This window comes from Arthrobacter sp. SDR-2R (assembly GCF_057747955.1).
Genome location: NZ_CM173231.1, coordinates 360,500 through 373,017, shown reverse-complemented (window position 1 = coordinate 373,017; position 12,518 = coordinate 360,500). Strand labels below are relative to the sequence as shown.

Below are 12,518 nucleotides of genomic sequence, written 5' to 3'. Positions count from 1 at the left end.
GGGAGGCTGCGCTGGCAGCCTCCCGTCGGCGTCGTCCGTTATATACGTGACTGGTTATATGCCTAGGCCTGCTGGTTGATCCGGACCGTGTTTCCGGCGGGGTCGCGGAATGCGCAGTCGCGGATGCCGTACGGCTGGTCGATGGGCTCCTGGACGACGTCCGCCCCGGTCGCTTCCACCTTGGCGAACGCGGCATCCACGTCCGGGGAGGACAGGACGATGGTGGCGTAGGTGCCTTTGGCCATCATCTCCGTGATGGTGCGGCGCTCGTCGTCGGTGATGCCGGGGTCTACGGCCGGCGGGTGCAGGACGATGGAGACGTCCTTTTGGCCTGCGGGGCCAACGGTGATCCAGCGCATGGTGCCCTTGCCCACGTCGTTGCGGATTTCGAAGCCCAGGGCGTCGCGGTAGAACGCCAGCGAGGCGTCCGGATCGGTAGCGGGAAGGAAGGTTGAGGAAATGTTGATGTCCATGGCAGTCATGCTAGTAACGGCTCGGGGGCGGACGCTTCTCGATTCCTGACCGGTCTGGTCACCTGCTTCGCCACGCAGGCGGGGATGCCCGCCGTCGCGCTTTGCGCCTCCTGCTTGTAGATGCTGGGCGGCATCCCCACCAGTTCGCTGAAGCGGGTGCTGAAGGTTCCCAGCGAGGAACAGCCGACGGCGAAACACACGTCGGTGACGCTGAGGTCACCCATCCGGAGCAACGCCATGGCCCGTTCGATGCGGCGGGTCATGAGGTAGCTGTAGGGGGATTCGCCGTAGGCGAGTTTGAACCGCCGGCTGAAATGGCCCGCGGACATATGGACGTCCCTGGCGAGGGATTCGACGTCGAGCGGCTGGGCGTACTCCCGGTCCATGCGGTCCTTGACGCGCCTCAGCTGGGTGAGCTCGCGAAGGTAGGGATCGGAAGCGGGACTGGTGGTCACAGCTCTGATCGTGCTACGCGGGAGGGGTCTTGTCCACCCTTCGGGCGGTGGGGGATTCGGCGTCAAAGTGACCCTCGGCAGCGGGGTATGATTGTGCCGCTGCCAGCGCATGAGGTCCTCGCCCGAACAGGGCTCGAGGCAACGCAGAGCTGGCGAAACCAAACCCTGAATCACCATCTTCAGCCCTGCCCGGATACTGCGCAGGCACCACTTTGGAAGGACACCATGGAACTGCTGTGGGAAATTGCCGGCTGGGCAGGCGCTGTTGCGATTCTCAGTGCTTACCTTGCGGTTTCCATGGGCTGGCTGAAGGCAGGCAAGGGTTTCCAGACGGCCAACCTGTTCGGATCCGTTGCCTTCATCATCAACGGGACGCTGCACGGGGCATGGCCGTCCGTGGTTACCAATGTGGCGTGGTTCCTGATCTCTGCCGTTGCGCTGGTCCGCATGCGTTCCGAAAACCCAGCTGCTGCCGTCGAGCCGGCGCAGGTTCAGTATCCCGGTGTCCCCGACACCACCGGCCAGATGACGGTTGTTGAGGCCCTGACCGGTTCCATGCCCGTTGTGGCTTCCAGGCCTGTTGGGGGTTCCGCCCCGGTTGGAGCAGACGGGCCGCGCCTGGCGTTGTAGGGTTCGACGGCGGCCCGCGCGTGGGGGCGGCGGTTACAGCAAAGGGTGTGGCTGGTTTGTCAGATTTCCGGCCCGCCCGGTTGCCCGTTCCACGATTTCCTGGGCGATCGCGTGCACCTTGCGGTTCGTATCCTGGCTCAGCTGGCTCATGAGGTCGTAGGCCTTGTCGGCGTCAATGCCGGTGCGCCCCATGAGGATGCCTTTGGCCTGCTCAATGACTGCCCGGCTGCGGGCTGAGGCGGCGACCGCCTCGGTAGCCAGTTGGTGCCGGTCGGTATGAATCGATGTGGTGAGGTCCACCACCACGCCCCAGACGCCAACAGGGGTGTCCCCGTCCAGGATGTAGTCCGCCGAGTAGAGCAGTTTGTGTTGACGGTCCTTGCGGTCCCGGATGGAAACGTAGATCGATGATGGGCCGCCAGCGGCTGAGACGTGGTCCCAATACGCCTGGACCCGGGGCCGGTCTGCCGGCTCGATGTGGGCCATGGCCATGTCCATGGAGGGGACAACCTCGCCGCGCTCATACCCGTAGATCCGGTACAACCCGTCCGACCAGCGGAAGATGCCGTCCGCGAAGTAGTACTCGACCAGTCCGGTGGGACAGTCGAGAAAGACATCATTCGGGATATCGACGGATCCAAGTCCTGGAAAGCTGCTGCTGGAAGTCACTGAAGGGCCATTCGACGTGCTGTGTCCCGGCTACCCCCGGCCTGGACGTGAAAGCAACAGAATATAGCAGCGGCCCCACCCCGCGGATCCCGCACGCATGAGTGCGGGATCCGGGGGGCGTGGGCGGGACGGCGCCGGTTGTTACCTGGCGTCCTCTACGAGCACCAGGTCGCGGCCATTCGTTTCCGGGGTGAAGAACGTGGTGGCGAACGAGATTGCCGCCAGGACCAGCGAGTAGACCGCCGGGACCAGCCAGGAGTGGTTGGTCACTGCCAGCAGTGCCACGCCGATCATCGGGGCGAAGCCGCCGGCAAGTACGGCGGACAGTTCGCGGCTGAGGGCCACGCCGGTGAAGCGGTGCTGGGAGCCGAAGAGTTCCGGCAGCAGGGCGCACTGCGGGCCCAGCATGGCCTGCACGCCGAGGGCGATGCCCATCACCATGACCACCCACACCAGGGTGACATTGCCCAGTGTGACCAGGTAAAAGGCCGGCAAGGCGATAACGGCCTGGAAGAGTGCACCGTAGCGGTAGACGGGAACCCGGCCGAAACGGTCGGACAGGGCGCCGAAGGCAACAACCATTACCGCGGCGAAGCCCGCGGCAATCAACAGGCCTGTGGGGCCGATGAACTTGTCGCCGGCGAAGACACCTGCAGGCATGCTGATGAAGGACACCAGGAGCGCGGAATAGATGGACGAGTTGCCGTTTTCCCCCATCCGCAGGCCGATACCTATCAGCACGTTTTTCTTGGAATGCTTCCAGATCTGGCCCACAGGGTTTTTGGCCACGGCCTTGTGCTTCTCGAGTTCCTGGAAGACCGGCGTCTCTTTGAGCCGAAGCCTGATAAAGACGGCAATCGCAATCAGGACGACGCTTGCCAGGAACGGTACGCGCCACAGCCAGGCCTGCAGGACTGCCTTGTCCGCCAGCGCCATCAGGGCAAATGTCCCGGCGCCCAGGAGGGTGCCCAGCTGGATGCCGACGAACGGCAGGGACGCGAAGAAACCACGACGGCGGCGCGGAGCCACCTCCGAAATAAGGGTCGTGGCGCCTGCCTGCTCGGCGCCGGCGCCAAGGCCCTGCAGGATACGCAGGGCCACCAGGAGTACCGCACCGAGCATGCCCGCCTGTTCAAAGGTGGGCAGGAGGCCGATGGCGCAGCTGGACAGGCCCATCAGGCCGATGGTCAGGATCAGCACCATCTTCCGGCCAAAGCGGTCACCAATGTAGCCGAACACCACGCCACCGAAGGGCCGGGCGGCGAAGCCGACGCCGTAGGTGGCGAAGGAGGCGATGACGGCTCCGCTCTCACCCAGCGGTGCGAAGAAGAGCGGGCCGAAGATCAGGGCCGAGGCAAGGCCGTAGATGTAGAAGTCGTAGTACTCCAGGGCGGAGCCCACGGAGCTGGCAAGAGTTGCCCTTCGCAGCTGGTCCGGATCGACGACGGCGCCGTCCGCGATGGCCTGCGGTGATTTAGTACGAGTTGTCACGAGAACTCCCTCTAACACACTCCAGGCCCCCGTTGGCCTGGTGGGATAGCGACAACGCCCATTGCGTCGATCACTATGCTGAACACGATACAGCAAGTTGAACAGCTGGCAATAGTCTCTGGCTGTTATATGTCGGAGAAGGCCGCCGCTTGGCGGTCAGCCCATCGGGTTGCCCAGCGAGTGGGCCAGTTCCTGCAGTTCCTTGACTATCTGGGAGCCCTGTTCCGGCGTGTAGGTGGCTTTGAGGGCCGTGACGGACAGGCCCAGGCTGGGACCGTGCGCGCCCCGCGTGGGAACGGCAACGGCCAGGCAGACCACGCCGGTGGTGGATTCTTCGTCCTCGAAGGCAAAGCCCTGCTCGCGGATTTCCCGCAGCTGCGCCTTCAGCTCCGCCCCTGTCCGCAAGGACTTTGGCGTGAGGACGGGCAGTTCTGCGTCATCGGGGAACATCTCCTCGATGTCGTGCACATTCAGCCGGGCGATCAGCGCCTTCCCCACTGCGCAGAGGGATACGGGCATCTTGTCGCCGATATTGGAGGTGAGCCGCACGGCCGGGTGGCCCTCGTACCGGGCAAGGTAAATGACGTTTGTTCCGTCCAGCATGGCGATCCGGACCGTCTCGCGGGAAAGGACGGAGGCCTGTTCGCAGTAACGGTAAAACTCCTGGACTTCGTCCATGCGGCCCAGGTAGGCGGCACCCAGTTCCACCAGCTTGCGGCCAAGGGTGAACTCCGAGCCCTGCCTGCTGATCAGGCGCGCCTCCTCCAGGGCCAGCAGGAGATTGGAGGTGGATGACTTGGGAATTCCCACTTCGCGCGAGAGATCGCTGAGCGTCAGCCGCCCGGTTGCCGAGGCGGCCAGGGCATCCAGGACGGCCGCGGCGCGGGTGACTGCGGGCGCCGGAGAGGCGGTTCCCGATTTTTCGGATGACGCAGGAATGGGGGAATCGGCCATGATTCTCCTTGGGTTTGCCGGGGCGGGCTTCGCTGTTGTTCAGTCCTCTGAACGTTATCCATCTTAACGTCCTGCGACGCCCGCTGACGCCGGCCCGGCTCAGGCCACGCGGTTGCTCAGGGTTCCAATGCCCTCCACCGTGATGTCCACACGGTCCCCGGGCTCGACGGGAACCACTGTGGCGGGCGCTCCGGTCATCACCACGTCGCCGGGTTCCAAGGTCAGCCAGGAAGTGACATAGATGAGGCAGTCCACCACCGAGGAGGGGAGGTTGAAGGTCCCGGAAGTGGCCTTCGCGGCCCCATTGACGTAGACGTCGATGGCCACCCTTTCGGGATCCGGGAGTCCGGTTTCTATCCAAGGGCCCAGGGGTGTGTAGTTGACGCCGGCCTTGCCCTGGAAGTTCCGCTCGTCCACCGCGTTCTGATCCACGTTGGTGACATCGTTGACGCAGGTGTAGCCGAAGACGTGCTCCAGGGCGTTTTCCGCGGTCAGGTTGGCGGCGGTCCTGCCCATCACGACGGCGAGTTCACCCTCGGCATTGACCGTGCCTTGTCCACGGGCCGCGGTGATGGCATCGCCCGGCCCGGCGATGGTGTGGACGGACTTGTGCCACGCCTGGATGGGCAGGGGATGGTCATTCAAAGTGCGGTTATGGCCAATGCCGAGGACGACGGCGGGCCTCACCGGGGCGAGGAATATTGCCTCGTTGTGGGTGGTGGCACCGCCGGTGTAGCGGAGGCTTTCCTCAAACGGGTCGACGATGTGGTCCCAGCCGCTGTCGCTCTCAACGGCGTACTGCGGACCAGCTGCTGTATCTAGTCTTGCGATGCGCACCGGTTCTCCGCCCCGTCCTAGTAGAAGTGGACCGTGTCCACGAGGTGGGGGAGATCCCCGCCGTCGAGGAAGGTGCGCAGGTTGCTGCAGAAGCGCTCGGTGATGAGTCGGTTCTCGGCTGCGCTGAGGGCCGAGGTGTGGGGCGAAACCATGACCCGGGGATGGTTCCATAGCGGGCTGTCCTGCGGCAGCGGCTCCACGGCGAAGACATCCAGGCAGGCGTAGCCCACCTGGCCGTTGTCCAGTGCCTCCAGCAGGGCGTCCTCGTCCACCACGGTGCCGCGGCCTACGTTAACGAACGTCGTGCCGGGCTTCATGGCGGCGAACAGTTGGCGGTTAAACAGCTTCTCCGTGTAGGCAGTGCCGGGCAGGGTGTTGACGACGGCGTCTGCCGTGGCCAGGAGGGCAGGAAGGCCGGCGTTGTCCACAACCTGATCGATCCCGTCGATGGGCTCTACGGACCGTTTGGTGCCGCTGACCTTCATGCCCAGTGCGCGCGCGATCCGGGCCGTTTCCAATCCGATTTCCCCCAGGCCGCTGACCACGAGGTTGGAGCCGTTGACGAGCCGGGTGGGGACGCGAAGGGTGGGCCAGGCCTTCGCCGCCTGGTCCTGGGCAAGTTCGGAACTCCGTTTGAAGCCGTTCAGGATTCCCATCGCAGCGAATTCCGCGAGGGGCAGGGCGTGCACTCCGGCGGAGGTGGTGATCCTGAATTTCTGCAGGACGTCCTGGCTGAGGCCGGACGCCTTCACCGCTCTGCCCGCTCCCGCCGCCATGGCATGGATCCATTGCAGTCCGGGATTGTCGCGGGCGATGCGGGCAAGGCCCGCAGGGCTTTCGTTGGGGAATCCGTAGAGCACTTCGGCGCGGTTGAGCATTGCCCAGTAGCGCTCCTCCTGCTCGTCGGTGCGTTTGAAGGCGGGATCGCCGGCGTGGTCGGCTGGATAGCGTTCCGGGGGCAGGAGGTCGGGCTCGTAAAGGACGGTAATCGAAGGATCAATGGCGCGAATCTGGTCCACAAGCTCTGCTTCGAGCGGGACGGCGATGGCTACGGTCGTACGGGAAGTCATCTGTTCACTATAATGGATAACGTTCGGTAGGTTGGACTTCGTAGGACTTCTGTGAAGCTTGCGAGCCCTGACAGGCGCCCTGGTAGTTGGGCACCGAACTAACTGGTTCCCGGCTGGGACAAACCTTGGCTGCGTGTCAGGTTGGGATCTATAGAGGTTGGATTAGCACGTCAGGAAAACGGGTTTCCGACTTCAACCTGACGTAGCTCATACGCCTGGCTGACGTCAGGTTGGGGTGTAGTTGTGACTCACGGTACCTGTTCGAATGCGCATTATTTGAGCCTGCGATAGATGGTCGGTCTTTTTCAACGCTTTGTGTTGCAGCGCGGACCCCAGTGGGTCAGCGAGTTCGTGCCCTTCGGGGCCGGCTAGTGTTCCGGCCAAGTTTCTTGGACGCTCCATCCCTCGACTTGGGTGTAAGTCGCGACGACCGAGACTTCACCGCTGGGCTGAGTTGGGCAGATGGAGAAAAGCAGCACTGCATAGGCGCAATTCAAACCGCGTAGAGCGTCTTTCGCCTTGGCCACGGCGTCGCTGAGGTGCATGCCTTCCACCCTGAACCAGCCGGTACTGGCTCCGGTCCGGTACTTCACAATGTAGGCCATATGGAAGTATGGCCGGGGTGAGGGCGCTCCAACTACGGCCTAAGGACCCCTGCAACTCCTTTCAGCGGCGATGGGCATTCCTTACCCGGTGGCTACGTCCTCGATTGCCCAGGAGAGAATTAGGGCGTCTAAGTCGTCGTGGGGCAAAAGGCCATATATATACGCTTCGAACTCCAGGGGATCGGCGTTACCGCCGTTGGCGTAGTACCTCAGCCAGAGCTGTTCGATGCTTGCCGTGTTCTGCTGCAACATTGCAAGTGCTGCTTGCCGCGGATGGTTCATAACCTAACCCATTTATTAGGTCTGTATGGGTGTCTGAAGGTCACCGCGTCGTGCTCAGTTACGAGAATGCGGCCTATGCCGTCGAGCCAAACCCAGATGATGCACGCGTCCTCTGAGACGTCGTCTATGGTCCCACAACAGGGGGGCTCGTTTGGGCGCAAGACAAGAACACGGTCACCTGCGTTTAGGAAGACCCAGTCGTCCGTGCTCAGGCTAGGGCCAAGGTTTGGCATAACTCCTCCATCGGGTTGGGTTGGTTAGCGTCTGGATGGCAAGCCTTGGCCAAGGGGCGCCTTGGTCTTAGCTGAACAGCGGACGTCTAAGAGGGGGGACCGACGCTGGATACGAGGCGAGTTCCAAGTTAAAGGGCGTGTTCGTACTGGTTGACGATGCCTGAGCCAACTCCCCGCATGGCTCAAGAAACCCGGCCAGAGACTCGCTGACGACGTCTGCGTTGGCTAGGGCGGTAAAAAATTGTCCAGGCCTTGCCTGCCGGCACGTTGCAGCGACAACAACAGAAGATCGCAGGCAAGAATCCTCTGGGCCTCCACACGATCTGCGTATCCACTAGCCTTCAATTTTTCTCGTGATGCCGGACCTGAAGCCCCACTATCGATGCTGTAAGACAGGGGGTCGTAAAGGATCACGTCTTCGCGTTGTCTGTTGGCATCGAAGCAGGAAGAGGGAAGTGCAGGATCAAGCCCGGCGTCGTTTTCGCTGGGTTGAGGGAGGATACTGGGATACATCACGCCCAGGATCACCACAACACTTTCCGGCTGTGGGTACGTTATCGGCCCTGGAGAAACGGAAGGTATGGATCCGCTACCGCAGGAGTGCCGCAGCCTTTCAGTAGCTGGCATATAAGTTTTGCTCCTCAACGAGGTTGTCTTCTGCTTGGCCGTGGTGGTTACCGCTTTCTTCGGCCACACGTGCCCCGATCGGAGCACGTCGGCCCAAAATCACTGCGGACTACAGGCCAGGGTGATTGGTCCGGAGCGGGTTTGCAGGTCACCTTCGCTAACAGCCTTATAAGCGGTTTCATAACCCGTGCAGGAGCTCGCAGACTGCGCAGCAGAGGGGGCGGAATGGGAACTAGACATTTATAGTTTCTAAAGCTGCTACGTCAAGCAAGTGATACAGAGGGTGGTGCGCCGTGAGTTCGGCCAATTTAGCAGCGCCGTCCAAAGCGCTCCCAGATGGAGATACAAGGAGAGCGTTGGGCCAGGCCCTGCCCATCTTGTAACGAAAAGGCATGCCTATAACGGGATTAGAAAGAATGCTTCCTGCCCAGCTGACATATGGCTGCGATCCAGGGAGCCAGCCTGTACGTCGAAGACTTACTCCAACTGAGTGCACCAATTCGCCCGCAGCTTGATCGACAATGCGCGCAGCTACCGCATCCCGTGCAGAAAGTTCAATTATCTGCTTGGCGTAGGAAGCAACTAACGACACTCTTTCAACGTCGGACTGAATATCTACGTAAGCTGTTTCTATGTTTGAGAAGTCCCGCTTGATCAGGTGGAGAATGGCTGTCTCCTCTCCTCTGCCATCGTAGGCTCTCATGGCGGCGTCAAGGCCTGCCCGACCTATCCAGTAGCCACTCCCGGCATCCCCCATGATGTGCCCCCAACCATCCACCCTTGCGTAGGTGTTTGCGCCAGTGGCCAGAGTTACTACTCCAGTTCCAGCAGCAATTGCAGAGCCATGTCGAGAGCCGAGGCAACCGAGGTAACTGGACACCGAATCATGGGCCAAATGGACTGAAACCACGCCAACGGCCTGGCAGCTGCGGAGGACGGCTTGCGCATCAGAGTTGCTCGCTGTTAGCCCCGACATCGCTGCGGAGATTTGAATATTCCCAAGATTCAGACCTGACAGGGTCTCGCAGACTACACGTTCCAGTTGCGGCATGAGCGACATGTCGGTGAGAACTGGAGGGAAATGTCGCTCTAACTGCGTTTTACCGCTGCATATCAGCCTGGCGCGAATCGATGATTGACCGGCGTCGATGGCAATGGTGGGGTTTGAACTACCCATGGGCGCTCCGTGTTCAAATAAATATTGTGAATGTTATCCAACTAGCGCTGCAGAGTTGGCTGGCGTATTTTCGGGCTTTGAATTGATCTTTGTTTTACCGCTGCGGGAGGCGCTGTTGCGCGCGGTAGTAGAAATTAGTGATTGCGGTCAAAAGACCTCCTCCTTAGGTTTTGGGGACCGGGCAGGATGCGGCGGCGTGATTCCTCGCCATTCTTCGTAGCGATGAAAAGTAGAGTCCAGTGATATGCAGAAGCGTCCACGGATGCAAGTAAGGAATGCGGGTTGAACCGTCGATTAGGGGAGGGGAATCACTATGCGTTCCTGCGGAATGCCCGGAGGAGGCATAGACCGTGGTTGCGTCCGATTGTGATGGGCGGACGCCGAACCCTGTGACTGCCTTTGGCAGTGTTTTCACTGAGGTCGGGGTTGAGTGACGTCGGTGGTGGTTCGCGGTTTGCTGAGCGGAAGTATGCACAGGGCGTGCAGTGGGTAGGTTTAAACCCGGGAGTTAGGTGAGCTGGGTTGACCTCACCACGTCCCCCGAAGGCACGGCCGACGAATGTCGAATGCTGTAATCCTGTCGGTCCGTGCGGTTGCTGTCTGCTGCCGGGGCAGCGGGCGGGATCGTGGGCGGGCTGCCGGCCAGCTCATGCCATCGTTCGCAGGTGAGGCCGTAGGGAACCTCGGCGCTCAGAGCTACGACGTATTGTCCTGGTGCGACACGGGTGACAGCTACGCCCACTTTCTTTTGTCTTGCGGCAGGTTGCAAGATTCTGACGGCGGCGTCCAACGCGGAGTCAAGCTCGCTTCTTGTCCTGACCGCAACTTCTAACGATTCCGGCAGCACCTTGTTTTGTTCTTTCGGCATTGCTGGTCTTCTTTCTCTGGAAGCGTCCTGATTGCACACCGGGTTTCAGTTCGCTGCCGTTTTCCGGCATAACGGCATCCGGCATGGGCAGGAAGGGGTGGATGCATGCTGGAGCAACAGGGTTCGAGGTGGGAGAACTTTGTGAAATCTCCCTGACGCATGACTGTCACGGGGTAGTTATGCGTGTTGAGGCGCGTGAACGGTGACATGGTCCAGGGCGTTTTTCAGGTCGACTATGCCGCCACCTTCGTGCCCGTTGAAGGGCCAGAGCTGAAGTCGTTTATCGGTGGAGGCGTAGTTGTTGAAGGCGGCGTGGACGGTCGATGGTGGGCATGTGGTGTCCATGAGTGCGGCCGAGACGTAGAGCGGCGCCGCAGCGCGGCGCGCGAAAAATACGCAGTCAAAATTTGCCAGTGTTTCCATGGCACCTGTTACCTCGTCGCGCCGAACACGCAGATAGCTGCCGATCTCGCCATACGGTGGGCGATCAGTTATATTGACCGCCCGCGGAAAGTCGCACAGGAATGGTACCAGGGCAGCAGCGGCGGCGAGATCGGGAACCAGGCCGGCGGCCGCCAGGGCTAATCCACCGCCCTGGCTGATGCCGACGACGCTGATTCTCGTCGGATCCACCTGCGGCAATGTTCGTGCCGCATCGATGGCACGAACCGCATCCGTGATCAGCCGGCGGTAATAGTAATGGTCCCTATCTAGGATTCCCCGGGTCATGAATCCAGGATGGGAAGGGCCACTGGGCCCTTCGTCTCCCGTGTTACCCACAGACCATCCCGCGCCTTGTCCCCGGGTGTCCATTTGAATGTGGGCGAACCCGCTGGACGCCCAAAAAAGGGACTCTTCCGGGTAACCTCGCCCCCCTCCATATCCGACGTATTCCACGACGGTGGGGAGGGGTCCGTGGGCACCGCGTGGAACCCGGAGCCAGGCAGATATCGTCTGGCCCCCGAATCCGGGAAACCGTACATCGTAGACGTCCATTGTCGTCAGCGGCGTCTCCACGAGCGTTGCTTCCGGCGCGGAATCAAACGCTCGGGCAGCGGCAAGGGTCCGCTGCCAGAATGCATCGAAATCAGCCGGTTCCTTCCCCGATCCCGCGTAGTCACGCATTAGGTCCGGGGATAGGTCAAATAGCGCCATGGCATGCTCCTGGTCGACGATGAGAGTTGAAAGGGACCTCTTGTTGCTGACGGCTCGAGGCGGGAGCTGGTTTTGTCATCACAGGCGTCTAAGCTGTGCCTCGTACTTTTCTAAGGGCCTTTGACCGTGATGCGGTCACCACTTCGGTCTGGGAGGTCGGGTGTCACCGCTCCTTAGGACCGGTGACACCGGCTGCTTATCCCTTTAGCCCGGACTGGGCGAGCCCTTCTACGAACTGGCGTTGGGCGATGACAAAAACTATCAGCACAGGCACGGCGGTCATGCTGGCGGCGGCCAGTTGTACGTTCCACATAGGCCCACTGTAGGCATCAGTGAATCGGGTCAGCGCCTGTGGCAGCGTGAAGAGATCGGGGGAGGAGAGATAAACCGTTGGTTCCAGATACAGGTTCCACACGTTCAAGAACGTGAAAATTGCAACAGCTGCCAGAGCAGGCCGTGCCAGGGGCATCGCGATCCGCCACCAGATTCCTGGCCTTCCGAGTCCGTCCAGCCGTGCTGCCTCCTCAAGTTCCGTCGGCAGGGCGATGAAAAATTGGCGCATGATGAATGTGGCAAGGACGCTTGGCGCGCCAAAAGATGTCACCAGTATGAGCGGCCAGTGGGTGTTGACCAGTCCAGCGGCATTGAACATCTGAAACAGCGGGACGATGGTAACTTCACTGGGCACAAGCAGACCTGCAAGCACGAGGAGAAAAAGGATATTTTGCCCCCGGAAACGGATCCTTGCGAAGGCATATCCGGCCATTGAGGAAACGAGCATGGTCAGGACTGTGACTACTGCCGCGATGTACAGGCTGTTGAAGTACTGCCTGGCGAACGGTTGGAAGGTGAAAGCCTGCAGGTACCCCTGGAGGGAAGGTTCTACCGGTAAGGGTGTGGGCGGGAAGGCAAGGATTTCGTTGATTGATTTGAAGGATGAGGTAATCATCCACCAGGTCGGGAAGACGAAGGGAACGGCCATAACAGCCAAT

At 61.2% G+C, this 12,518-nt stretch carries 14 protein-coding genes; 1 reads left to right on the top strand and 13 read right to left on the bottom strand.

Features of this window, described 5'->3' with window-relative positions; genetic code table 11:
* Positions 1 to 62: 62 nt before the first annotated feature.
* Both AC3ANU_RS01730 and AC3ANU_RS01725 read right to left on the bottom strand, forming a co-directional pair.
* Complete coding sequence (locus tag AC3ANU_RS01730; RefSeq protein ID WP_018770356.1) at positions 63 to 482, bottom strand: VOC family protein; 420 nt, start codon at positions 480 to 482, stop codon at positions 63 to 65.
* A complete protein-coding gene (locus AC3ANU_RS01725; RefSeq protein ID WP_018770355.1) occupies positions 479 to 928 on the bottom strand; it encodes a helix-turn-helix transcriptional regulator in 450 nt (149 codons plus the stop codon). The genes AC3ANU_RS01730 and AC3ANU_RS01725 overlap by 4 nt, the downstream gene beginning before the upstream one ends.
* Positions 929 to 1,153: 225 nt before the next feature.
* Between AC3ANU_RS01725 and AC3ANU_RS01720 the strand changes: the two genes are divergently transcribed.
* On the top strand, positions 1,154 to 1,558 hold the full coding sequence (locus AC3ANU_RS01720) for a CBU_0592 family membrane protein (protein WP_223993227.1): 405 nt from the start codon (positions 1,154 to 1,156) through the stop codon (positions 1,556 to 1,558).
* Positions 1,559 to 1,591: 33 nt separating this feature from the next.
* Here the strand turns inward: AC3ANU_RS01720 and AC3ANU_RS01715 are convergent, their stop codons facing one another.
* The 11 genes from AC3ANU_RS01715 to AC3ANU_RS01665 all read right to left on the bottom strand — a co-directional run bounded on the left by AC3ANU_RS01715 (position 1,592) and on the right by AC3ANU_RS01665 (position 12,508).
* Positions 1,592 to 2,227, bottom strand: coding sequence for a PAS and ANTAR domain-containing protein (locus AC3ANU_RS01715; RefSeq protein WP_018770353.1), 636 nt, complete (start codon positions 2,225 to 2,227; stop codon positions 1,592 to 1,594).
* 141 nt (positions 2,228 to 2,368) lie between these two features.
* Positions 2,369 to 3,718: an MFS transporter gene (locus AC3ANU_RS01710; protein ID WP_056389514.1), complete on the bottom strand. Its 1,350-nt coding sequence runs from the start codon at positions 3,716 to 3,718 to the stop codon at positions 2,369 to 2,371.
* A 156-nt stretch (positions 3,719 to 3,874) separates the two neighbouring features.
* A complete protein-coding gene (locus tag AC3ANU_RS01705; RefSeq protein ID WP_018770351.1) occupies positions 3,875 to 4,672 on the bottom strand; it encodes an IclR family transcriptional regulator in 798 nt (265 codons plus the stop codon).
* A gap of 99 nt (positions 4,673 to 4,771) precedes the next feature.
* Complete coding sequence (locus AC3ANU_RS01700; protein ID WP_224084186.1) at positions 4,772 to 5,509, bottom strand: fumarylacetoacetate hydrolase family protein; 738 nt, start codon at positions 5,507 to 5,509, stop codon at positions 4,772 to 4,774.
* A 17-nt stretch (positions 5,510 to 5,526) separates the two neighbouring features.
* Positions 5,527 to 6,579 carry a D-2-hydroxyacid dehydrogenase gene (locus AC3ANU_RS01695; protein WP_488315346.1) on the bottom strand — a complete coding sequence of 351 codons (1,053 nt, stop codon included), beginning with the start codon at positions 6,577 to 6,579 and terminating at the stop codon, positions 5,527 to 5,529.
* A gap of 368 nt (positions 6,580 to 6,947) precedes the next feature.
* Entirely contained in the window at positions 6,948 to 7,184 is a 237-nt protein-coding gene (locus tag AC3ANU_RS01690) for a hypothetical protein (RefSeq protein WP_488315345.1), read from the bottom strand.
* An 81-nt stretch (positions 7,185 to 7,265) separates the two neighbouring features.
* Complete coding sequence (locus AC3ANU_RS01685) at positions 7,266 to 7,436, bottom strand: hypothetical protein (RefSeq protein WP_156386234.1); 171 nt, start codon at positions 7,434 to 7,436, stop codon at positions 7,266 to 7,268.
* A gap of 488 nt (positions 7,437 to 7,924) precedes the next feature.
* A complete protein-coding gene (locus AC3ANU_RS01680; RefSeq protein ID WP_488315344.1) occupies positions 7,925 to 8,227 on the bottom strand; it encodes a hypothetical protein in 303 nt (100 codons plus the stop codon).
* A 331-nt stretch (positions 8,228 to 8,558) separates the two neighbouring features.
* Positions 8,559 to 9,503, bottom strand: coding sequence for an N-acetylglucosamine kinase (locus AC3ANU_RS01675; protein ID WP_488315343.1), 945 nt, complete (start codon positions 9,501 to 9,503; stop codon positions 8,559 to 8,561).
* Positions 9,504 to 10,548: 1,045 nt separating this feature from the next.
* A complete protein-coding gene (locus AC3ANU_RS01670; protein ID WP_488316007.1) occupies positions 10,549 to 11,496 on the bottom strand; it encodes an acetylxylan esterase in 948 nt (315 codons plus the stop codon).
* Positions 11,497 to 11,722: 226 nt separating this feature from the next.
* Positions 11,723 to 12,508, bottom strand: a complete 786-nt coding sequence (locus tag AC3ANU_RS01665) for a carbohydrate ABC transporter permease (RefSeq protein ID WP_488315342.1) — start codon at positions 12,506 to 12,508, stop codon at positions 11,723 to 11,725.
* Between the last annotated feature and the right edge of the window lie 10 nt (positions 12,509 to 12,518).

What these genes read in the sequence shown, in the direction of transcription:
- AC3ANU_RS01730 (WP_018770356.1), bottom strand. Translation starts at nt 482, where the DNA reads ATGACTGCCATGGACATCAACATTTCCTCAACCTTCCTTCCCGCTACC.
- AC3ANU_RS01720 (WP_223993227.1), top strand. Translation starts at nt 1,154, where the DNA reads ATGGAACTGCTGTGGGAAATTGCCGGCTGGGCAGGCGCTGTTGCGATT.
- AC3ANU_RS01705 (WP_018770351.1), bottom strand. Translation starts at nt 4,672, where the DNA reads ATGGCCGATTCCCCCATTCCTGCGTCATCCGAAAAATCGGGAACCGCC.
- AC3ANU_RS01695 (WP_488315346.1), bottom strand. Translation starts at nt 6,579, where the DNA reads ATGACTTCCCGTACGACCGTAGCCATCGCCGTCCCGCTCGAAGCAGAG.
- AC3ANU_RS01690 (WP_488315345.1), bottom strand. Translation starts at nt 7,184, where the DNA reads ATGGCCTACATTGTGAAGTACCGGACCGGAGCCAGTACCGGCTGGTTC.
- AC3ANU_RS01685 (WP_156386234.1), bottom strand. Translation starts at nt 7,436, where the DNA reads ATGTTGCAGCAGAACACGGCAAGCATCGAACAGCTCTGGCTGAGGTAC.
- AC3ANU_RS01675 (WP_488315343.1), bottom strand. Translation starts at nt 9,503, where the DNA reads ATGGGTAGTTCAAACCCCACCATTGCCATCGACGCCGGTCAATCATCG.
- AC3ANU_RS01670 (WP_488316007.1), bottom strand. Translation starts at nt 11,496, where the DNA reads ATGCGTGACTACGCGGGATCGGGGAAGGAACCGGCTGATTTCGATGCA.
- AC3ANU_RS01665 (WP_488315342.1), bottom strand. Translation starts at nt 12,508, where the DNA reads ATGGCCGTTCCCTTCGTCTTCCCGACCTGGTGGATGATTACCTCATCC.